The 19,733-nt window shown below is 69.3% G+C and carries 17 protein-coding genes; 4 read left to right on the top strand and 13 right to left on the bottom strand.

Annotated features, from left to right (window positions below; all coding sequences use genetic code 11):
* Positions 1 to 430 precede the first annotated feature (430 nt).
* The 7 genes from ACOJUJ_RS04310 to ACOJUJ_RS04280 form a co-directional block, all read right to left on the bottom strand.
* Positions 431 to 1,396: a diacylglycerol/lipid kinase family protein gene (locus tag ACOJUJ_RS04310; protein ID WP_420125617.1), complete on the bottom strand. Its 966-nt coding sequence runs from the start codon at positions 1,394 to 1,396 to the stop codon at positions 431 to 433.
* An 89-nt stretch (positions 1,397 to 1,485) separates the two neighbouring features.
* Positions 1,486 to 2,886, bottom strand: a complete 1,401-nt coding sequence (locus tag ACOJUJ_RS04305; protein WP_420125616.1) for a glucose-6-phosphate isomerase — start codon at positions 2,884 to 2,886, stop codon at positions 1,486 to 1,488.
* 362 nt (positions 2,887 to 3,248) lie between these two features.
* Positions 3,249 to 4,025, bottom strand: coding sequence for an MBL fold metallo-hydrolase (locus ACOJUJ_RS04300; protein WP_420125615.1), 777 nt, complete (start codon positions 4,023 to 4,025; stop codon positions 3,249 to 3,251).
* A 130-nt stretch (positions 4,026 to 4,155) separates the two neighbouring features.
* Entirely contained in the window at positions 4,156 to 5,574 is a 1,419-nt protein-coding gene (gene pyk / locus ACOJUJ_RS04295) for a pyruvate kinase (protein WP_420125614.1), read from the bottom strand.
* Positions 5,575 to 5,923: 349 nt separating this feature from the next.
* Entirely contained in the window at positions 5,924 to 6,388 is a 465-nt protein-coding gene (locus ACOJUJ_RS04290) for a DUF6869 domain-containing protein (RefSeq protein ID WP_420125618.1), read from the bottom strand.
* Positions 6,388 to 7,164 carry an SIR2 family NAD-dependent protein deacylase gene (locus ACOJUJ_RS04285; RefSeq protein WP_420125613.1) on the bottom strand — a complete coding sequence of 259 codons (777 nt, stop codon included), beginning with the start codon at positions 7,162 to 7,164 and terminating at the stop codon, positions 6,388 to 6,390. Before ACOJUJ_RS04285 ends, ACOJUJ_RS04290 begins: the two co-directional genes overlap by 1 nt.
* Entirely contained in the window at positions 7,161 to 7,535 is a 375-nt protein-coding gene (locus tag ACOJUJ_RS04280; RefSeq protein ID WP_420125612.1) for a hypothetical protein, read from the bottom strand. The genes ACOJUJ_RS04285 and ACOJUJ_RS04280 overlap by 4 nt, the downstream gene beginning before the upstream one ends.
* Before the next feature lie 169 nt (positions 7,536 to 7,704).
* On the opposite strand from ACOJUJ_RS04280, the gene ACOJUJ_RS04275 reads away from it, so the two are divergent.
* The gene (locus ACOJUJ_RS04275; RefSeq protein ID WP_420125611.1) at positions 7,705 to 9,156 is read left to right on the top strand and encodes an ATP-binding protein; all 1,452 of its coding nucleotides are present in this window, start codon (positions 7,705 to 7,707) and stop codon (positions 9,154 to 9,156) included.
* 54 nt (positions 9,157 to 9,210) lie between these two features.
* On the opposite strand, the gene ACOJUJ_RS04270 is transcribed toward ACOJUJ_RS04275, so the two are convergent.
* Together ACOJUJ_RS04270 and ACOJUJ_RS04265 are read right to left on the bottom strand one after the other, a co-directional pair.
* Positions 9,211 to 10,782 carry an amidohydrolase gene (locus ACOJUJ_RS04270; RefSeq protein WP_420125610.1) on the bottom strand — a complete coding sequence of 524 codons (1,572 nt, stop codon included), beginning with the start codon at positions 10,780 to 10,782 and terminating at the stop codon, positions 9,211 to 9,213.
* A gap of 201 nt (positions 10,783 to 10,983) precedes the next feature.
* Positions 10,984 to 12,942, bottom strand: coding sequence for an Ig-like domain-containing protein (locus ACOJUJ_RS04265; RefSeq protein WP_420125609.1), 1,959 nt, complete (start codon positions 12,940 to 12,942; stop codon positions 10,984 to 10,986).
* Positions 12,943 to 13,506: 564 nt separating this feature from the next.
* Between ACOJUJ_RS04265 and ACOJUJ_RS04260 the strand changes: the two genes are divergently transcribed.
* From ACOJUJ_RS04260 to ACOJUJ_RS04250, 3 genes are all read left to right on the top strand, one after another.
* Positions 13,507 to 14,247, top strand: coding sequence for a class I SAM-dependent methyltransferase (locus tag ACOJUJ_RS04260; RefSeq protein ID WP_420125608.1), 741 nt, complete (start codon positions 13,507 to 13,509; stop codon positions 14,245 to 14,247).
* 464 nt (positions 14,248 to 14,711) lie between these two features.
* Complete coding sequence (locus ACOJUJ_RS04255; protein ID WP_420125607.1) at positions 14,712 to 15,842, top strand: ribonuclease D; 1,131 nt, start codon at positions 14,712 to 14,714, stop codon at positions 15,840 to 15,842.
* Positions 15,843 to 16,041: 199 nt separating this feature from the next.
* Positions 16,042 to 16,284 (top strand): hypothetical protein, encoded by a 243-nt coding sequence (locus ACOJUJ_RS04250; protein WP_420125606.1) that lies wholly within the window; start codon positions 16,042 to 16,044, stop codon positions 16,282 to 16,284.
* A gap of 103 nt (positions 16,285 to 16,387) precedes the next feature.
* Here ACOJUJ_RS04250 and ACOJUJ_RS04245 read toward each other — a convergent pair whose 3' ends face one another.
* The 4 genes from ACOJUJ_RS04245 to ACOJUJ_RS04230 all read right to left on the bottom strand — a co-directional run bounded on the left by ACOJUJ_RS04245 (position 16,388) and on the right by ACOJUJ_RS04230 (position 19,594).
* A complete protein-coding gene (locus ACOJUJ_RS04245) occupies positions 16,388 to 16,966 on the bottom strand; it encodes a PIN domain-containing protein (RefSeq protein ID WP_420125605.1) in 579 nt (192 codons plus the stop codon).
* The gene (locus ACOJUJ_RS04240) at positions 16,963 to 17,430 is read right to left on the bottom strand and encodes a helix-turn-helix domain-containing protein (RefSeq protein WP_420125604.1); all 468 of its coding nucleotides are present in this window, start codon (positions 17,428 to 17,430) and stop codon (positions 16,963 to 16,965) included. Before ACOJUJ_RS04240 ends, ACOJUJ_RS04245 begins: the two co-directional genes overlap by 4 nt.
* A gap of 185 nt (positions 17,431 to 17,615) precedes the next feature.
* Complete coding sequence (locus ACOJUJ_RS04235) at positions 17,616 to 18,890, bottom strand: dipeptidase (protein ID WP_420125603.1); 1,275 nt, start codon at positions 18,888 to 18,890, stop codon at positions 17,616 to 17,618.
* 26 nt (positions 18,891 to 18,916) lie between these two features.
* Positions 18,917 to 19,594 carry a hypothetical protein gene (locus ACOJUJ_RS04230; RefSeq protein WP_420125602.1) on the bottom strand — a complete coding sequence of 226 codons (678 nt, stop codon included), beginning with the start codon at positions 19,592 to 19,594 and terminating at the stop codon, positions 18,917 to 18,919.
* Positions 19,595 to 19,733 lie beyond the last annotated feature (139 nt).

The raw sequence follows: 19,733 nt of genomic DNA, 5'->3' as shown, positions 1-19,733 counted from the left end.
CCCGCCGCCGTGGGCCTTTACGCCTGGCGCCGGCCGCAGCATCAACCGGGGGGCGGTGCAACTCGGCACCCCCCCGCTTCTTCGTGTGTCCGGGATCTTCTCGCCCGCCCTCACTCAGCCACCGTTGGAGGTTGTTCCTCGCCCCGGCACCACGGGCTAAAGCCCGCGGCTAGAACGGCCACAAGCCCCGCCAAGGTTCGCAAAGCTCACCAGCGGGGCTTCACCTGCTCGAGTCCGCGAGGCCGGCGCGACGGGTTGGGTGAGGAGGCGGCGACAGGCATTGCAACAGCGGACCCGCACCCCAGGCATGTGCGACGTTTCTACCCTCTCCCGCTTGCGGGAGAGGGTGCGAGCCTGAGCGAGCGGGTGAGGGCCCCCGCCACGCGCCGATGCCTGGATCATACACTTCCGCACTCACGCACTTCCGCACTCACGCACTTCTTCCCACCCGGGGGATGAGCACCGTGACGCCCCCCTGAACGGCGCGGGCGCTCAGGGGGGTGTGGCCGACGGGCTCGCCGTCGATCTCGGTGACGGCGGGGGGATCGGCGTTGACGGTGACCTCCGAGGCCTGGAAGTAGATGAGCTTCTCGTCGCCGGAAAAGCGGCCGCGCAGCACGCGCAGCGCCAGCGCGGCCACGTCGGCCACGGTGCGCGGCGCAAAGATGCACACGTCCAGCTTGCCGTCCTGGTAGCTTACGTCGGGCGCAACGGTCACCTGCACGGGGGGGATGGTGTTGGCCACGAACTGCCCCATGTTGGCCAGCAGCACCATGGCCGCGCGCACCTTGAGCTCGCGCCCGTCCGCGACGATGCGGTAGCGGTGGCGCGGCGGCTTGACCCCCACCTGCAGCCCGGCGTAGATGTACGCGCCAAAGCCCCAGCGGTCCTTCATCTCGCGGGTGGCGGTGGCCATCACCGCCGCGTCCCACCCCGCGCCGGCGGCCAGGGCAAAGTAGCGCCCGTCGTCCAGCTGCCCCAGGTCGATGGGCGCGGGAACGCCGTTCACCGCCACCTCCACCGCCGCCTCGATGTCGCGGGGAATGCCCAGGTTGGACGCCACCTGATTGGCGGTCCCCTTGGCCACGATCCCCACCGGCACGTCGGTCCCCGCCAGCCCCGTGATCACCTCGCCCACCGTGCCGTCGCCGCCAACGGCCACGACGGCGCGGTAGCCGTGCGCCACCGCTTCCTTCGCGGCGCGCTGGGCGTCGCCGGCGCCGGCGGTGTGCATCACGTCAAAGCTGGCGCCGCGCACGGCAAAGGCGCCGGCCAGCAGGCGCAGCACCTTTTCCGTGTCGGCCTGCCCCGCCGCGGGGTTGATGATGATGAGCGTCCGCGAGCCCGGCTGGATGGCGGGCTTGTCGGACGCGGGGACGAGGGGCTTGGCGGTCAAGTGCGAAAGTGCGGGAGTGCGAAAGTGCGAACGTGGGAAGACGTGTTGCGAGACCCGGGCCGCGGGTTGGCGCCGCGGCCCGTCCGGGATCACCTCACCACAAAGGCATCGTCCTTGGGCGTGCGGCCTTCCCACTCGGCGCGGGCCTCGTCAAAGCCGGGGCGCCCCATGATGCCGTACGTCAGCTGCTTGCCCAGCTCCACCCCCGGCTGGTCCATGGGGTCGATGCCGTAGAAATGGCCCGCGTACACGGTGGCGATCTGCAGCATCATCATCAGCCCGCCCAGCGACCGCGCGTCCACCCGCGGCACCTCCAGCGTCATGCTCATCCGCCCCCGCTGCGCCAGCGCGGCCTCCGTGGCCAGCATCTCCGTGCGCAGCAGCTCGCCCATGCTGTGCCCGCCCAGGTACGCCAGCTCCGCGTGCTCGGGGTGTGCGGAGGGGATCGGGATGTCGTCCGCGCCCTCGCGCTCGGCCAGGAAGGTGATGGTCTTGTCGAACGGACCCTCGACGTACAGCTGCACCTGCGAGTGCTGGTCGGTGGCGCCCAGCGACTTGACCGGCGTGGGCCCGGCGAACACCTCGTCGCCGGCGCGCGTGCGCTGCTTGCCCAGGCTTTCGGCCCACAGCTGCCGGAACCAGTCCGCCACGTCGCGCAGGCGGTCGCTGTACGGCATCATCACGTGGATCGGCGCGTCCAGCTCCGTGGCGGCCAGGTACTGAAGCGCGGCAAAGAGGCCGGCGGGATTGGACCGCAGCTCCGCCGTCTCGCACCGCTCCACCATCTCCTTTGCCCCCGCCAGCAGTTCGCCAATGTCGATCCCCACCATCGCCGCGGGAAGCAGGCCCACGGCGGAGAGGACGGAAAAGCGGCCGCCCACGTTGGGCGGAACGGGGAGGGTGGCGACGTCTTCTTCCTTCGCCAGTGCGCGCAGCACACCCTTCTCCGGATCGGTGGTGAAGAGCAGGTGGCGTCGATATCCATCCCCCAGCTTTTCCCGCAGCCGCTCGCGGATCACCAGGTACTGGCTCATGGTTTCGGCGGTGCCGCCGCTCTTGGAGATCACGTTGAAAAGCGTGCGCCCCAGGTCGATGCGGTCCAGGAACGCACCGAACGTGGCCGGATCGACGTTGTCGAGGACGTACAGGCGGGGAAAGAAGTCGCGCCCCTCATCGTCCAGCTCGTTCCAGTAGGGGTGCAGCAGCGCCGTCCGCAGCGCCACCGTGCCCAGCGCCGACCCGCCGATCCCCAGCACCACCAGGTTGCTGAACGCCTGCCCGCCGCCTTCGGCAAAGGTGCGGATGGAATCCACCGTCTCGCCGCCGTCGGCCAGCGCGTAAAAGCCCAGCTCACCGGCGTCGCGGCGCTGCGCGGCGTCGGCGTGGGCCGCGCGAAAGCGCTCCGCCATCGCGTCCAGCCGCGCCGGGTCGATTCCGCGCCCGCCCAGCCGCGTGGCGAGCATGTTGTTGTAGTCCAGGACGATCGACATGTCGGAAGAGTGCGAGAGTGCGAAAGTACGAAGGAACGAAGGTACGAAGGTACGAAAGTACGAAAGTACGAAAGTACGAAAGTACGAAAGTACGAAAGTACGAAAGTACGAAAGTACGAAAGCGGGTCGGGCGAGAGTCGGGCCACGCCGCGTTTCCGCTAGTCGGTACCCGTTGCCGCGCCTCAACTCCCCCATGCGCGCCGGCCCCTGCTGACCCGAGCAGGTGAAGCCCCGCTTGGCGAGTTCCGCGAGCCCACGGCGGGGCTTATGGCATTCATAGCCCCGGGCCTTAGCTCGGGGTGCCGTCCGAAGCGCTCGCCGTTGCAGGCTATTCCCTATTCCCTATTCCCTGTCCCTGCCGTTCACACCTCCACCTCCAGCCCGTCGTACGCAGCGAACACGCCTTTCGGCAGGCGCGCGTCCAGCTCGGCGTGCGAGACGCGGTGGCTCAGGTGGGTCAGGTACGTGCGCTCGGCGCCCACGGAGCGCGCGGCTTCGACGGCTTCTTCCACGCTGAAGTGCGTGGGGTGCGGCGGGCCGAACCAGAGCGCGTTCAGCACCAGCACCCGCACGCCCCGCAGCGCCTGCGCGGTGCGCTCCGGAAGGCGCTTTCCGTCCGTTACGTAGCCCAGGTCACCCACGCGAAAGCCGTACACGCTCAGCGGCCCGTGCGGCACCGGCAGCGGCGTGACCGAAAAGCCGGCCACGTCCACCGGCTCGTAGGCGCGCACCTCGGTGAGCTCCGCCTCGGGCTTGGAGGTGCCTTCCAGCGGACGGACGTGCGGATCGAACACGTACGCAAAGCGCTGGCGCAGCGTGGCCGCGCAGTCCGCCTCGGCGTACACGCGCATGGGCGCGCCGGTGCGCTCGGAGAACACGCGCACGTCGTCCAGCCCGTGGATGTGGTCCGCGTGGCAGTGCGTGAACCAGATGGCGTCCACCATCGGTACCCGCGCCGCCACCAGCTGCAGCCGCAGCTCCGGCGGCGTGTCCACCAGCATCCGCCGATCGCCTTCCGTGACCAGCGCGCCGTGCCGCGTGCGCTTGTCGCGCGGGTCCGCGCTGGTGCAGGTGGCGCACCCGCAGCCGATCACCGGCACGCCAAAGCTGGTGCCGGTGCCCAGGAACGTGAGCTTCACGGCCGTACGGCGAAACGGCGGTACGAGGGTACGAGAGTACGAAAGTGCGGAACGGTGCAGGCCGCCACCACGCGGCCCGTACCTTCGTACCTTCGTACCTTCGTACTGTCGTACCTTCGCACGTGCCTCCTCACACCACCGACACCTGAATCAGGTTCGTCGTCCCCGGCTGGTGCATGGGCAGGCCGGCGGTCACCACCACGCGGTCGCCGGGCCTGGCCAGGCCGCGCTTGATGGCCTCGTCGCGCCCGCAGGCCAGCATCTCGGTAAAGCTCGCTTCCACCGAGCAGATGATGGGGATGACGCCCCACACCATCGCCAGCTGCCGGTACGTGGGCTCGTTGTCGGTGATGGCCAGGATGGGGACGGGCGGGCGGAACGACGACACCACCCGCGCCGTGCTGCCGCTGGTGGTAAAGGTCAGGATGAGCGGCGCCTTGAGGCGGCGCACCGCCTCGACCGTGGCACCCGCGATGGCGCGCTCCGTGGGCGTGGTGCCGTCCTCATCGGGGACGATGGCGACGTCGTAGTGCGGACCGCTTTCCAGGATGTGCGAGTCCTCGATCTCCTGGGCAATGCGCGCCATGGCCTGCACCGCCTGCACGGGGAACTTGCCCGTGGCCGTCTCGGCCGAAAGCATCACCGCGTCGGTGCCGTCGATGATGGCGTTGGCCACGTCGCTGGCCTCGGCGCGGGTAGGGCGCGGGTTCTCGATCATCGACTCCAGCATCTGCGTGGCCGTGATCACCGGGCGGCTGGCGATGTTGGCCATCTGGATCATCCGCTTCTGCGCCAGCGGCACCCGCTCGAACGGCAGCTCCACGCCCAGGTCGCCGCGCGCCACCATGGCCGCGGAGGAAACCTGCAGGATGGCCTCCAGGTTCTCCAGCGCCATCCCCTTCTCCACCTTCACCACCACCAGCGGCCCGCCGGGGGGGATGCGGCTCACCAGGTCCTTTACGTCCTCGGCGGAGCGGACAAAGGAAAGGGCCACGTAGTCCACCTGCTGCTCCAGGGCGAACTCCAGGTCGCGCAGGTCCTTTTCGGTGAGCGAGGGGATGCTGACGGCGGTGCCGGGAAGGTTGATCCCCTTGTTGCTGGTCAGGGTGCCGCCGTGAATGACGCGCATGGCCACCCGCGGCGGCTGCACGTCTTCCACGATCAGCTCCATCAGCCCGTCGGCCAGCAGCACCACGTCGCCCACCTCCACGTCCTGCGACAGCCCCACGAAGGTGGTGGGCAGCTCGTCGCCCACGTGCTCGCCCTCGGGGGCAAACGTCAGGCGGTCGCCGGGATGCAGCTCCACCGGCGCCGGCAGCACGCCCACGCGGATCTTGGGGCCCTGCAGGTCGCCCAGCACCGCGATGGGGCGTCCGGCGCGCGCGGAGGCCTCGCGCACGTTGCGGATGGTTTCCGCGTGGCGCTCCAGGTCGCCGTGCGAAAAGTTGATGCGGGCCACGTCCATGCCGGCCGCGATGAGCGAGTCGATCCGCTCGGGCGACCAGCTGGCGGGGCCCAGCGTGCAAACGATCTTGGTGCGTCTATGCATTGCGTGAACGGACGTCCGTTTCTTTTTCTGGGCCTGTGGCGGCAAGGACCGGACCGCTGACCGTGCGCGTGCGTACGTGCGAGCCCGACAACTTGCCCCTTCTGTTCCGCCACGCAAGGGCGCGGCCGGACACCCGGCACGATTTCGTCAGAACCACTGACAAAAACGATGGCTCACACGGAGTCAACGGAGTCAACGGAGTTTGTTCGATCCGCATCCGCCTGTGCCGGTGCGAACCTCAGAATCCCGCAAAAGAGTGGCCTCACGCAGAGTTACCAGAGTCAAGTCAACACAGTTTGTTCGTGCCGTTTCCTCTGCACACGGGCGGGCGCGGGTTGATCGGGCGATCCTATGTCTCTCGCTTGCTCGGCAAGTTGCGCCGCTCCGTGCGGGGAGGCAGCGGCTTGATCTGGCCGCCGCTCGCACGGACCGCGCGTTCCAGCACCGCGTCGGGAAGCGCGCCATAAGATAGCCAGATGCAGCCGAGCGCCCAGCGGAACCGCGCGTCTTGCCGTGCCTCGGCTTCGATCTCATCGACCAGTTCCGCGCCCCGAAGGGCGACCAGGTCTTCCAGGGGCCCGGCTGCATGAAAGCTGAGCTCGTCGTCCTCCACCTGGCGCAGAAGGGTGCGGACCAGCTCCCAGACCACCGGCGCAGGGGCGCTGACGATGGCGTTGCGCACCGCATCGTCAGCGATCGTGTCTGGATGATCGTAATCGTATGCGTCGTCGTCGTCCCGAGGGCGGCGGCTGTAGCGCAGATAGCCGCTCACGACGGTTTCGATGTCCAGAGGACCCAGCCGCGATTCGAGCATCAACGCGGGGATGCTCCGGCGCTCCGGGCCCGCGCGACCGCTTCCACCAGGGCGGGAAGCACTTCGCCGGACGGGCCTTGCAGAAACACGTCGGCGGCGTGGGTGAGCTCGGAGGGCTCGGGGTTGACCTCGATGACGCGGGCGCCGTGGCGGCGGGCCACCAGCGGCAGCTCGGCGGCCGGCCACACCGTCCCCGACGTGCCGATGAGCAGCATGGCGTCGCACCGCTCCGCCAGCGACCACGCCCGCTCCGTCGCCTGCTTCGGCAGCATCTCGCCGAACCACACCACGTCCGGCCGCAGCGGCGAGTCGCAGATGGGGCAGGGCTGGGGATCCTGGTCGTCCGCGTACGGCGGCAGGGGGCCGTCGAAGGGGTGGCCGCGGTCCAGGCACTTTACGCGATGGATGCTGCCGTGCAGCTCTACCACGTCCGCCGATCCCGCCCGCGCGTGCAGCCCGTCGATGTTCTGCGTGACGACGGTGAGGCGGGGGACGATGTCCTGCAGCCGGACCAGCGCGTGGTGGCCGGGATTGGGACTCGCCTGGGCGATGCGCTCGCGGCGCCACGCGTACCACGTCCACACGCGGCGCGGGTCGGCGCGAAAGCCGGCTTCGGTGGCCAGCTGCTGCGGGTCGTAGTTGGCCCACAGGCCGTCCATGGCGTCGCGGAAGGTGGGGATGCCGCTTTCCTTGCTCATCCCCGCGCCGCTGCTGACGACCACGCGGTGCGCGCCCGCCAGGATCCGCGCCGCGCGCTCCATCCCCTCCGGCGTCATGCTCCCTCCCCGCGGAACTCCGCCACCACCTCGATCATGCCCACGATGGCGTCGTTGAAGGCGTCCATCTCCTCCGCCGGAATCCAGTACTCCTGGTGCTTCCGGGCGCCTGCCGTCTCGATTGGATAGCGCGCCAGGAAGTCGCTGCGCACCTCGAAGCGCGTGACGTATCCCACAAAGCCCGAAGCCGCGTCCTTTGCGTTCCAGTCGCGCGCGATCTGCACCGCGTACTCCTCGTTAAGGACGGGATAGAAGATCGGCTGATGCGCCAGCCGCGGCGGGAAGGCACGCCAGCCGCTCTGCTCGATCAGATCCAGCTCCGCCTGACCCACCGGACGCCAGAGAATCGTGGTTTCGGATGCGTCGTTCATCATTCTGCCACAAGCACTTCTATGAGGTTAAATAGATAGGATCAGCATGCTGATCTTATTCGGGTGTGAAGATCGATCGTTTGTTGTACGATCAGAATGTTGACCTTAGAGACAAAGTCTTCTATGTTGCCTAAGATCAGCATGGTGACCTTATTCTGGAGCTGTGGAGATGCGTACCATCTCGCGTGAGCAGGTCGTGAAGCGGCTCAAGGCCGAAAACCCCTGGTGGGATGCCAGGCGCACGGCATCGCTGCCGGCACGCGAGTGGAAGCCGCGGGCGTACTTCGACCTTTTCATGCCCCTGGTGACGCGCACCGAGATCCGCCGCGCCGTTGTGTTGATGGGTCCGCGCCGAGTCGGTAAGACGGTGATGATCCACCATTCCATCCAGCGCCTGATCGCGGACGGCATTCCCCCGCGCAGCATCTGCTACTTCTCCGTCGACCACCCTATTTACAACGGGCTTGGCCTGGAGGAACTCCTGGAGTTTTTCCGCGACGCCACCGGAACTGACTACGCGACCGAACCGAGCTTCGTGTTCTTTGATGAGGTTCAGTACCTCCGGGACTGGGAGATTCACCTTAAGAGCCTGGTGGATACCTACTCCCCACTCAAACTGGTCGCATCTGGCTCGGCCGCGGCAGCCCTCCGCCTGAAGAGTGGCGAGTCGGGCGCCGGTCGCTTCACGGATTTTCTGCTTCCACCACTCACCTTCTACGAGTATCTGGACCTCCTGGGTGAGGCCGACCGCGTGAAGGTCGAGGCCGGTGAGATGCGCACGGACGACATTCAGGGACTCAACGCCAGGTTCATGGACTACCTGAACTTCGGTGGGTACCCGGAGGTCGTGTTCTCAAAGGAAATCCAGGCAGATCCGGGGCGCTTCATCAAGAACGACATCATCGACAAGGTTCTGCTCCGTGACCTGCCGGGCCTGTACGGTATTCGCGACATCCAGGAACTCAACTACCTGTTCACCACGCTGGCTTTCAACACCGCCAACGAGATTTCGCTGGACGAACTCGCCAAACGCTCCGGTGTGGCAAAGAACACCATCAAGCGGTACATCGAATACCTGGAGGCAGCCTTTCTCATTCGCGTGGTCCACAGAGTGGATCGAAGCGCGAAGCGGTTTCACCGTGCCAACTTCTTCAAGGTATATCTTACCAATCCCTCCATGCGAGCGGCGCTGTTCTCTCCCATCTCAGCCGACGACGAGATGATTGGCGCACTGGCCGAAACCGCCATCTTCGCGCAGTGGTTTCACTCCAACCAGGCGTTGCACTACGCACGCTGGCAGGGAGGGGAGGTTGACATCGTGCTGCTGGGCCAGAAGCAGAAGCCCGAACTCGCGGTGGAGGTGAAGTGGTCGGACCAATACGCACGGAAACCCGGAGACCTTCGCAGCCTGCTTGCCTTCTGCGAGGCGAACGGGCTGACCGACGCCACGGTCACCTCGCGGACAAAGAGCGCCCACACGAACGTGCGGGGCGTTGACCTGACCTTCATCCCGGCCAGCATCTACTGCTATCTGATCGGAGCGCGAAACATCGCTGTCCGGTGGCTTGATGCGGAGCTAAGTGCCCGTGTGACAATCGATAACGCCACGTCTGAAGACTAAGGTCAGTATGCTGATCTTATCCAGAGACTGGTTTGCGGGTCGCATCAGGGGGCATCACACCCTCTGCACTACCTCGCCGCCCACCATCGTCAGCACACAGCGCATCTCGCGCACGGCGTCCGGCTCCGCTTCCAGGGGATCGACGTCCCAGGCGACCAGGTCGGCGTCGAAGCCGGGGAGCAGGCGGCCCTGGCGATGCTCCAGCCCGGCGGCGACGGCGGGGCCCTCGGTGTACGCGCGCAGCGCCTGCTCGGCGGTGATGGCGTTCTCCATCCACCATCCCTCCGCCGGCGCCCCGTCCCACCCCACGCGGCGCACGGCGGCGAAAAGGCCCAGGCGCGGATCGCACGATTCCACCGGCACGTCGCTGCCAAACGCCAGCGTCATCCCCGCGCGCCGCAGCGGCTCAAAGGCGTAGGCACCGCGGGTGCGGTCCCGGCCCCAGTGGCGCTCCGCGGCGGGGATGTCGGTCATCAGGTGGATCGGCTGCATCGACCCGATGACGCCGGAGCGGCCGGCGCGCTCCCACAGGTCCGGCGGGCACAGCTGCACGTGCTCGATGCGGTGCGGCATGGCGCGGGGCCGCGGCGTGGAGCCCAGCACGTCGATCGTCATCTCCACCGCCGCGTCGCCGATGGCGTGCACCGTCGAGGCGATCCCCGCGGCGGCGGCGCGGGCCACGTGCTCGCGAAAGTCCTCCGGCTCCAGCGTGCGGATCCCCACGTCGCCCACGGCGCCCTCGTACGGCTGCCGCATCCACGCGGTGCGCGAGCCCAGCGCGCCGTCCGTGAACATCTTTACCCCGCCGATGCGCAGCCACTCGCTCCCAAAGCCGCTGCGCAGGCCCACGGCGATGGCGTGGTCCAGCCGGGGGAGGGGGATGGACTGCAGCACGCGCAGCCGCAGCACGTCGTCCTGCTCCATCGCGGCAAAGTCCTCCAGCCCCGTGACCTCTACCGAGTGCACGCCGGTAAGCCCCAACTGGTGCGCCTCGGCCTGCGCCTCCAGCAGCGCCGCGCGCACCTCCTCGGCGGACGGATTGGGCAGGTGCACTTCCACCAGCCGCACCGCCTTTTCCAGCAGCACCCCCGTCGGCTCGCCCCGCGCGTCGCGGACGATCTCGCCGCCGGCGGGGTCGGGCGTGTCGCGGGTGATGCCGCAGCGGCGCAGCGTCGCGGTGTTCACCCACGCGGCGTGGATGTCGTGGCTCAGCAGGTACGCGGGGCGGTCCGGACAGACGCGGTCCAGCGGCTCCTTGCTGGGCAGCCCGCCCCAGCGGTGCTGGTCCCATCCCAGTCCGCGGATCCATCCCTCGCCCTCCCGCGCCGCCCGCGCCACCGCCGCCACGCCGTCGTCCAGCGTGGCGGCGGCGTTCAGGTCCACCTGCCGCCGGGCGAGCGCCCAGGTGGTCAGGTGCACGTGCGCGTCCGTGAGCCCGGGCGTCACGATGCCGTCCACGTGCTCCGTACGCGCGCCGGGGAGCGCCGCCGCGCGCACCTCGTCCGCCGTCCCCGCCGCGGCGATGCGCCCGGCGCGGATGAGCAGCGCCTGCACGGGCGCGCGGTCGCCCAGCAGGTGGATGCGGCGGGCGGTCAGGACCAGGTCGGTCGCGGCGTGCGAAGGCATGCGGATCGGGATCGGTTGGATGCGGAGGCTCCGTCGAGTCCGCCGAAGATGTGCCCGCGCCCCCGCGGCGTGCAACCCGCGACGGAAACAAGAAGGACGCAGGAGACCGGAATCGTCCCCTGCGTCCTTCACGTTGTCCGTCACGGCGTTGTCGATCCGTCCGCCGTCAATCCCCGTCAGGCGACCGGGCCCGCCGCGAAGTCAGGGCGTGAAGGAGAACACCAGGAACGGCGCTTCGCTGGCGGCCCTGGACTGGGCGATCTGCTCCGGCGTGTAGGTGGCCCGGTTGCCGGCGCCGTCCTCCACCTCCACCGACACCACGTCCCACGTGCCGCTTCCGGGCCGCAGCGGCAGAAGGCACACCCCTCCACCCACCTTGGCCAGCGCGCCGTACGAATGGGTCGCCTGGCAGCTGTGCGTTACCCCGCCCGGGCCGCGCACCGTGATCCGCGTGGCGCGCACGCCGGAGACGTGGTCGACGGTCCCGACGTCCAGGTAGTAGCGGTCCGGGTAGCGCGTACCCTGGTTGGGCCACAGCACGCGCACCAGCGGCGGCTGCGTGTCGGCGCCGGTGCCCAGCACGTCGAACTGGCGGCCCAGCGTGCCCATCGCCACCAGGTCCGCGTCTTCGAACACGGTGGTCTGCCCGTCGCGGGTGACCGTTACCCGGTCCACGCGCCACGTTCCCGGCTCCGATCCCCGGGGAAGGGTCAGGCGGCAGCGGAACTCGTTGCGGGACCAGCTCTCCGCGTCCATGTTGGTGCAGTCGATCGTCCGTCCCAGCGGGCTGCGGACGCGCATGGACATGGTGCTGACCTGGTACTGAGAGACGTGCAGCCACCAGTTGAGCTCCACGCTGCCTCTGGATGGGTCGATGCTGCCGCCGTACGACGCCACCCGCTTTTGCACCTGCGGGATGGTGAGCGCCCCTCGCGCCGGCCGCACCCGCACGGTCGTGGTGTCGGCGAGCGTGCCCCACCGCGCCACGATCCGGGCCGTGCCCGCCGCCACGGGGAGCAGGTTCCCACCTCCATCCACGAGCACCACCCCGTCGGCCAGGCTCGACCATTCCACGCGGTAGTCCACGATCGCCTCCCCGGACGCGTCGCGCGCCACGGGGAACAGCCGCCCCCAGACGCCGATGTCCAGCACCAGCGAGTCCGGCGAGATCTCCAGGCTGGGGAACCTGCCGCGCACCCGCACCGTGGCGGAAGCGGTGAGCGCGCCCACCCGCGCCGTCACCGCCGCCGTTCCGATGGCGATGCCCCGGACGTTGCCCTCCGCGTCCACGGCGGCCACGACGCAGTCGGAGGTGGACCACTGCGGCGTGTGCCCCGGCAGCTTTGCGCCGTTCTGGTCGCGCACCACCGCCGTGAAGCGGTCCGTCTGCCCCACGTCCAGCACCAGCGAGTCCGGCTCCAGGTGCAGCGTCGCGGGCTTGGGCACCGGCGTTCCGGGAACCGTGGCGGTGAACACCACGGAGTCGGCGCCCGGCGTGGACGCCACCACGGTGTGCACCCCCGGCTCCGCGCCCAGCGTCCACCGCACCCGCGCATCGCCCGCGCCGGTGGTGGCGGTGAGCGCGCTGTTCACGCGGCCGCCGCCGGCCGTCACCCGCCACGTTACCGGCGCCCGGGCCACGGCGGTGCCGTCGTCGCGCAGCAGTCGCACCTGCAGGTCCTCCGGCAGCCGCATCCCCGCCGTGCCCCGTTGCCCGTCGCCAGCCATCCGGACCAGCGTGAGGGTGCTCCCGTTCCCCGGCTGCGCCGTCGCCGTCACCGGCACCGTGCCGCCCACGCCGGACGCGCGCAGCTTCTGCGCGCCGCGAGCCAGCAGCGTCCACGTGGTGCGGGCGTAGCCGTCCGCGTCCGTGTCGGTCTGCCGCGGCTCCGCCAGCCCGCCCGCCTCGGCCAGAAAGTTGACGCGCGCGCCGGCGACGGGGGTGCCGCGCCGGTCCAGCACGCGCACCACCACGGGCTCGGCCAGCGCGTGGCCGGGCACGCCCACCTGCGCGCCGCCGCTCACCAGCACCAGCTGCACGCCGGTCTGCCGGGCGGCGAGCGCGTCGTCCGGCGGCGTGGCGGACGGGACGTCGTCGGCGCAGGCGGCAAGGAGGAGCAGGGAGGCCGCCAAGAGGCGGTGGATCCACGGAGCAGGCATGGAGGGGTGCGTCCGAGTGGGGAGTTGGGCCATGGCGAAACGCTGCCACCTGTCAGGGTAGCAGTGCCGTCATGCACGGCAACCGCCGCGCCACGCCACGGCCTTTTCCCAAATCCGCCTCGTTTTACAGCCAGTGGCGCAGCAGATGACAAAGAGGGCGGGGAGAATCTGTTCTCCACGCCCTCTCCGCAGATCCTCCTCGGCCGCCCCGTGCCGTGCCTCCGGCCCCGGAGGCGCGATCACATCCACGCGTAGCGAGCGGACCACGCCGTCGAACTGCGCCGGAATCCTCAGGAAATCGAGATTGGGGTCATCTGAAGGGCGGACTCTTCAACACCCTCTGGGGCCGCGCCCGCGCCTGGCCCGCACTTCACGGTCTGCCGAACTCCGGCGTACTCGAACGGCGATGAATGCGATGTGGAAACGGCGCATCACCGGGCCGTTGTGTGTGGGAAACAACGGCGGACGCGTGTTCTCGCTGCAACTGAGGATGGACAGCGCGCAGACCAGCGCACACCTTGGGGCAGACCCGTGCTTCCGGACAGCCCCCGCGGAAAGGAAAGGATGAGCGAGTCGTTCTACACACGGTCGGCGGAGTTCTACAACGTGATCCACGCGGGCAAGCCGTACGCGGACGAGGCGGCGACGGTGCACGCGCACATCCAGGCGCACGTGCGGTCGGGCGGCAACGCGCTACTGGACGTGGCGTGCGGCACCGGCAACCACGTGGCCCACCTGCGCCGGCACTACCGCGTTACCGGGGTGGACCTGGACGAGCGGCTGCTGCGCGTGGCCTCCGAGAGCATTCCCGACGCCACGTTCCACCAGGGCGACATGGCGAAGTTTGACCTGGGGCGCCGCTTCGACGCGCTGGTCTGCCTGTTCAGCGCCATCGGCTACGTGCGTACGGAGGATGCGCTGCGCCGCACGATCGCAAACTTTGCGCGGCACCTGCAGCCCGGCGGCGTAGCGGTGGTGGAGCCATGGCTCACGCCGGAGGTGTTCAAGCCCGGGATGCCGCGGCTGGACGTCACGGAATCCGCGGAGCTGAAGGTGGCACGGATGGGGCGCGCCGACTGGGAGGGCGACCTGTCCGTCATCGTCTACGTGTACATGGTGGGCCGCCCTGGCGGCATCGAGCACTGGGAGGACCGGCACCTGCTGGGCCTGTTCACCCATCAGCAGATGCTGGACGCGTTTGCGGCCGCGGGGCTGGAGGTGGTGGAGTACGATCCGCACGGCCTCATCGGCCGCGGCCTGTACGTCGCGCGCCGCCCGGAAGCCGGTCCATCCGCAAGGTCCTGAAGCCCGAGCGGAGTCATCCTGAATCCGGTGGCGGTGCCCACATCCTCACGCTCAAAGGGTGCGTTGCTGAAGCTCCGTAAAGCCAGTCATCCTGAGAGAGTGTTGAAAACCCCTGGAGGTCCCCACGGAAGCGCGGTGTCATCCCGAGGGGGCGCACATCCGCAACTTGCGCAACCACGGGAGCTTGCGCGCGACCAAAGGATCTCTGTCGGGTCGCGCGGGACCCAGCCCTCGGGAGCCGTTCAAGATTCCTGGTTCTGCGGGCAAGGTCCTTCGGCCGGCGCCCAGCTCTCGTGTACAGGCAGGCCGCGAAGCGGCGCCGGCCTCAGGATGACTGGTCGTCCGGGAACTCGGCGCATCCCCTGGCGCCGGGCGCGAGGGGATGGACAAGTCCGCGAAACGAGCCCGGACCTTGCGACTGCCGCGTCGCGCGGCGATTTTGCGGCTTCTTCGACGCCGAAAGCATGGATCACGAATACATCGAACGTCCAGACCGGCTGATCGCGCTGGTGGACGAGCTGCGGGGAGAGCCGCTGCTGGGGGTGGACACCGAGGCGGCGGGCTACCACCGCTACTTCGACAAGCTGAGCCTCCTGCAGCTTTCCTCGCGTACGCGCAACTACCTGGTAGACCCGTTCTCCGTTGGCGAGCTGGCGCCGCTGGGCGAGCTGTTCGCGGACCCCGGGATCGAAAAGATCTTCCATGACGCGGACTACGACGTCCGCATTCTGGACCGCGACGCGGGGCTGCACATCAGCGGGCTGTTCGACACGCAGATCGCGGCGGCGTTCCTGGGCGAGCGGCAGCTGGGGCTGGGCAACATCGCCGAAAAGTACCTGGGCCTGAAGCTTCCCAAGGAGTTTCAGCGCGCCGACTGGGCCGAGCGCCCGCTGTCGGCGGGGATGATGGAGTACGCCGCCACCGACACCGCCCACCTTCCCGCCCTGCGCGACCGGCTCAAGCAGGAGCTGGAGGCCAAGGGGCGGATGCACTGGGCGGAGGAAGAGTTCCTGCGCCGCGAGCAGACCCGCTGGACGGAGTCGGAGGACGGGCGCGAGGCGTACATGCGCACCAAGGGCGCGCGCGACCTCGCCCCGCGCGGCCTGGCCATTCTGCGCGAGCTGCACGAGTGGCGCGAGGGCGTGGCCAGGGAGCGCGACCAGGCCACCTTCCGCATCCTGGGCAACCAGGCGCTGCTGGAGATGAGCGCGTCGCCGCCCGCGGACGTGCGCGACCTGCCGCGCGTGACCGGCCTGTCGGAGGGGATGGCGCAGCGGCGCGGGCGCGAGATCATGGCCGCCGTCAAGCGCGGTCTGGCGGTGCCCGAAGAGGAACTGCCGCGCTGGCCCCGCTCGCAGCGCTGGGAGCGCGACCTGGAATTGGAGGCGCGCGTGGAGTCGCTCAAGGACGCGCGCACCCGCGTGGCGGAGCAGCTGGGGCTGGACCCCGGCTTCCTGATCTCCCGCGCCACGCTTGAAGAGATCGGCAAGGCGCAGCCGAAGACGCCCGAGGAGCTGGAGGCGGTGCCCGGTGTGCGCCGCTGGCAGGTTGAAGCCGCCGGCGAGGCGCTGCTCAAGGCGGCGCGGAGGAAGTAGGGGCAGGGGATAGCGGGCACGGCGAGGCGGCGACGGATTCCACGCACCGTGTGATTCCGAGGCTTGGCCGCGAAGATCCCTGCCCCGTTGCTCCGCCCGTTGCGGGCCGAGGAATCCAGCCTCGGAAGCAGCTCGCCACTATCATCGAAGAACCGATGCGCCGGTGGACGGCGATCAACAGGACCTGAGGATACGGACGATGCGCACCATCAACGACGACCATGGCCGCCCCTGGGAGGCCGTCGCCATCCCCACCAAGGTGGCGCACCTGCGCGACGGCGCGCAACTCGGCTTTCACCCCGGCGGCGATGCGGCCGCCGTGGTGACCGCGCCCATCGACTTCAACAGCATGGACGCAGCCGCCTTCGCCATCCGCACGATGAGCGAGAAGGAACTGCGCCGCCGCCTGGAACTCGCCAAGACCGCCGCCGGCGTAGTCTGAACGGCACCAATTGAAGTCAGCGCGGCGACGCGGGAAGAAGAGAACGAGGACGCAGTGGGAGCCAACCCGCTACGTCCTCGCTTTTTCTCCCAATCGATGCGGGCTACAGGGCCACGCCGGCCTGCCGAAGATGCGCCACCGTCTTCTTCAACCCGGTCCGGTCGAGCTGTTCGAGGTATTCGTCCACCGTCAGGGGCGGCTTGCGCAGCGCCGACCGGTGCGCGCGCACGGCCGCGTAAAGTGCCTCCGAATCGCGCGCCAGCAGTTCCACGACGAACGCATCGGGATCGCGGATCTGGATCCCGTGCCGGGCGACGGCTCGGGGCGGAAAGTCCTTTATGTTGAAGGTGACGATCACGTGCGCCTTTGCCTCGATTGCCGCGGCGAGCACGTGCCGGTCATCGGGATCGGGCAGATCGAGACTGGCGACGTGCCGCTCGAACCCTTCCACGACCGCGCTGGGAACGGCCGCATCCATCAAACGCCGGGTTCGCTCCAGTTGCTCCGCGGTCAGATCGGGGCGATTCACCAGCAGGTTGCGGATCCATTCATCATGAATCCGGTCCGACCATCGCGCACCCACCAGCCCTGACCTGGCGATCCGGACCAGAAAGTCGCGGAGCGAGGCGGGGTAGAGAACGTTGGCGTCGTAGACGGCGATGATCGGTGCGGAGACCGTCACTCGTAGCCCATCCCCAGTTCCTGCGCCTGCTCCACGAGCTCGGCGAACGCGCGCTCGGCTTCTGCGTCCATCCGCGCCTTGTATTCCAGCACGTCGGCAACCCGTACGCGCCGGTGCGAGCCGATCTTCCTGAACGGGATGCGACCCGACTCCAGCAGCTTGATCAGGTGCGGACGCGACACGTTGAGGAGATCCGCGGCCTGCTGCGTCGTGATCTCACGATCGACCGGCGACAGGGCGACGGCATGCCCCTGCGCCAGTTCGCTAAGGATCATCTCCAGCATGTGATACGCGATCGCCGGGATCTTCAGCTCTTCTTCCACTTCCCCCGCCCCCACCGTCAGCTTGAAGACGCGGCGGCCGTTCTTGAAGCGCCGGAGCTGCGATGCGCTTCGCCGCGCCAGGCGCACGTCCTGTTCATCGGGCCGTACCGGCGTCATCAGGGTTTCCGTCGCGGCGGCCATGGCTTCCTCACTGGTGGTTTGCTTCGGCACTCGGTTACGTCTCTCGAAAAGTAGCTGATAATCGAAATAAACGCAACGCATCGTGGCTCCATTCTCGCCGCCTGGGCGACGAAAAGACGAGGCGCGGAGATACTCCTCCGCGCCTCGCCTTTTTCTCCGCGCCTCCGCGTGAAATCCGCCGTGCGTTACCGGCCCGGGCGCACCAGCCAGCCGTCCATCACGTCGATGACGGCCTGCGAGGGTCCGCGCTCCCGCCGCAGACGCTCGGCCACCTGCTCGGCCTGGCGCATGGCGCGGATCAGGTTGCCGCCCAGCACCTTGCGTACGTCGTCGTCGCTGTAGCCGCGGCGCAGCAGCTCCGCCGTAAGGTTGGGGTAGCGCGACACGTCCTCCATCCCCACCGGAAGCGACGTCACGCCGTCGTAGTCGGAGCCCAGCCCCACGTGGTCGATCCCCGCGACCTTCACCACGTGGTCGATGTGGTCCGCCAGCGTGGCCGTGGTGCCGCGCGGGACGGGGTTGGCGCTGCGCCACTCGTCGTAGGCGCGCTGGGCGGCCTGCGGATCGTCCGGGTGCTGCTCGCGGAAGCGGCGCTGCACGTCGAACATCCCCCGCATCTGCCGCGCGGCCGCGGGCTCCACGAAGCCGGAGTAGAAGTTGATCATCACCACGCCGCCGTTGTCCCGCAGCATGGCCAGCACGTCGTCGGGGACGTTGCGCGGATGGTCCGCCAGCGCGCGCGCGGACGAGTGGGAAAAGATGACGGGCGCCGCCGAGGCGTTGATGGCGTCCTTCATCGACTCGGCGGAAACGTGCGACAGGTCCACCAGCATCCCCAGCCGGTTCATCTCCCGCACCACCTCTTCGCCGAACTTCGTCAGCCCGCCGTGGCGTGCGCTGTCGGTGGCCGCGTCCACCCAATCCAGGGTGTTGGCGTGGGTGAGCGTCATGTAGCGCACGCCCAGCTCGTGAAACTGGCGCAGCACGTCCAGCGAGTTCTCCATGGCGTGCCCGCCCTCGATGCCGATGAGCGAGGCCACCTTGCCGGAGCGGTGGATGCGGACGATGTCGTCGGCGGTGCGCGCGAACTCCAGCTCGGGCGACGCGTCCGTCATCCGCTTGATCAGCCCGATCTGCGCCAGCGCGAACGCCGCCGCCCCGTTGCCGATGCGGTCGACGGGGACGTACGCCGCCCAGAACACGCCGCCCACTCCGCCCGCCCTGAGGCGCGGCACGTCGGTGTGCTGCTGCGGCAGCGCCCCGTTGGGGTCCATGACGGACAGGTTGCCCTGCGCCTTTTCGCGGATCTCCCACGGCAGGTCGTTGTGCCCGTCGATGAGGGGCGCGCTGGCGTGGATGCGGCGCGCCCGCTCCAGCAGCGCGTCGTCCTGCGCGGCCGCGGGGTGAACGGCGGCGAGGGCCGCCGGAAGTGCGGCGGCCACGATCATCCGGTGCTTCATGCGATGGTGTCGGGAGCGAAGGGACGTCAACGCTGGATCATGCGGAGGAACACGGCGCCGGTGCGCAGGGCCAGCGTCTCGGAGCGGCCCACCCACTCCACCTCGGCCACCACGCGGCGCCGCTCCACGAAGTTGTCGTTCACCACCGGCGCGGCGGCGAACTCGTCGGCCTGCGCGGGGGGCACCAGCAGCAGCAGGTCTTCGCGGCGCGGCTCGCCGCTGGGGCCCCACTTGCACACCGCGGCGGGAACCTGGCCGCCCTGGATGAGCGTCGTCACCGAGGCCGGCGCCCGGTGGCCGGACACGATGGTGAAGTTCTGCGGGGTGGCGCAGAACAGCTCGGTGCGCACCGTCTTGCCCACGGCCGCCTCGCCCTCCACCACCAGCCGCTCGAAGCCGGCGGTGCCGTACGCGTCCTCCGGCCCGGCCGCGGCCACCCGCGGATCGGTGGGATCCACCTGCGTGGTCCCCTCGGCCGGGCGCTCCACCAGCGTTTCGTCGCGGGGCGCGGGGTCGTCGTCGCCGCCCAGGCCGTTCAGCAGCAGCACCAGCGCCAGCGTGCCCACCACGCCGTAGGCTACCAGCGCCCACGGCCTGCGCCAGGGCGGCACCGGCGCGCGGCGCTCCACCCGCCTGCGGTCGTTGCCGCGGCGGTCGCCCGCGCGCGGCGGGTGCTGCGGCCCCTCTTCGGTCTGCTGCGACATGCGGTGCCCGGTGCTGTGTGTATTCGGGAGAAACGGCCGGGTCCCGTGGAGACGCCCGGCCGCTGGTCTGCGTTGGATGCCCGCCACGCGGGCTTGGTTGTGTCCGCGGAGGAAACCAGGAAGACCGCCCCCCACCCTC

It is taken from the genome of Longimicrobium sp., assembly GCF_048594345.1.
In the GTDB taxonomy this organism is placed as follows: Bacteria; Gemmatimonadota; Gemmatimonadetes; order Longimicrobiales; family Longimicrobiaceae; genus Longimicrobium.
This window is presented reverse-complemented; position numbering and strand designations above follow the sequence as displayed.

Coding starts and splice junctions, on each gene's coding strand:
- ACOJUJ_RS04305 (WP_420125616.1), bottom strand. CDS start 2,886: ATGTCGATCGTCCTGGACTACAACAACATGCTCGCCACGCGGCTGGGC.
- pyk (WP_420125614.1), bottom strand. CDS start 5,574: ATGCATAGACGCACCAAGATCGTTTGCACGCTGGGCCCCGCCAGCTGG.
- ACOJUJ_RS04290 (WP_420125618.1), bottom strand. CDS start 6,388: ATGCTCGAATCGCGGCTGGGTCCTCTGGACATCGAAACCGTCGTGAGC.
- ACOJUJ_RS04285 (WP_420125613.1), bottom strand. CDS start 7,164: ATGACGCCGGAGGGGATGGAGCGCGCGGCGCGGATCCTGGCGGGCGCG.
- ACOJUJ_RS04280 (WP_420125612.1), bottom strand. CDS start 7,535: ATGAACGACGCATCCGAAACCACGATTCTCTGGCGTCCGGTGGGTCAG.
- ACOJUJ_RS04275 (WP_420125611.1), top strand. CDS start 7,705: ATGCGTACCATCTCGCGTGAGCAGGTCGTGAAGCGGCTCAAGGCCGAA.
- ACOJUJ_RS04270 (WP_420125610.1), bottom strand. CDS start 10,782: ATGCCTTCGCACGCCGCGACCGACCTGGTCCTGACCGCCCGCCGCATC.
- ACOJUJ_RS04265 (WP_420125609.1), bottom strand. CDS start 12,942: ATGCCTGCTCCGTGGATCCACCGCCTCTTGGCGGCCTCCCTGCTCCTC.
- ACOJUJ_RS04260 (WP_420125608.1), top strand. CDS start 13,507: ATGAGCGAGTCGTTCTACACACGGTCGGCGGAGTTCTACAACGTGATC.
- ACOJUJ_RS04255 (WP_420125607.1), top strand. CDS start 14,712: ATGGATCACGAATACATCGAACGTCCAGACCGGCTGATCGCGCTGGTG.
- ACOJUJ_RS04250 (WP_420125606.1), top strand. CDS start 16,042: ATGCGCACCATCAACGACGACCATGGCCGCCCCTGGGAGGCCGTCGCC.
- ACOJUJ_RS04240 (WP_420125604.1), bottom strand. CDS start 17,430: ATGGCCGCCGCGACGGAAACCCTGATGACGCCGGTACGGCCCGATGAA.
- ACOJUJ_RS04235 (WP_420125603.1), bottom strand. CDS start 18,890: ATGAAGCACCGGATGATCGTGGCCGCCGCACTTCCGGCGGCCCTCGCC.
- ACOJUJ_RS04230 (WP_420125602.1), bottom strand. CDS start 19,594: ATGTCGCAGCAGACCGAAGAGGGGCCGCAGCACCCGCCGCGCGCGGGC.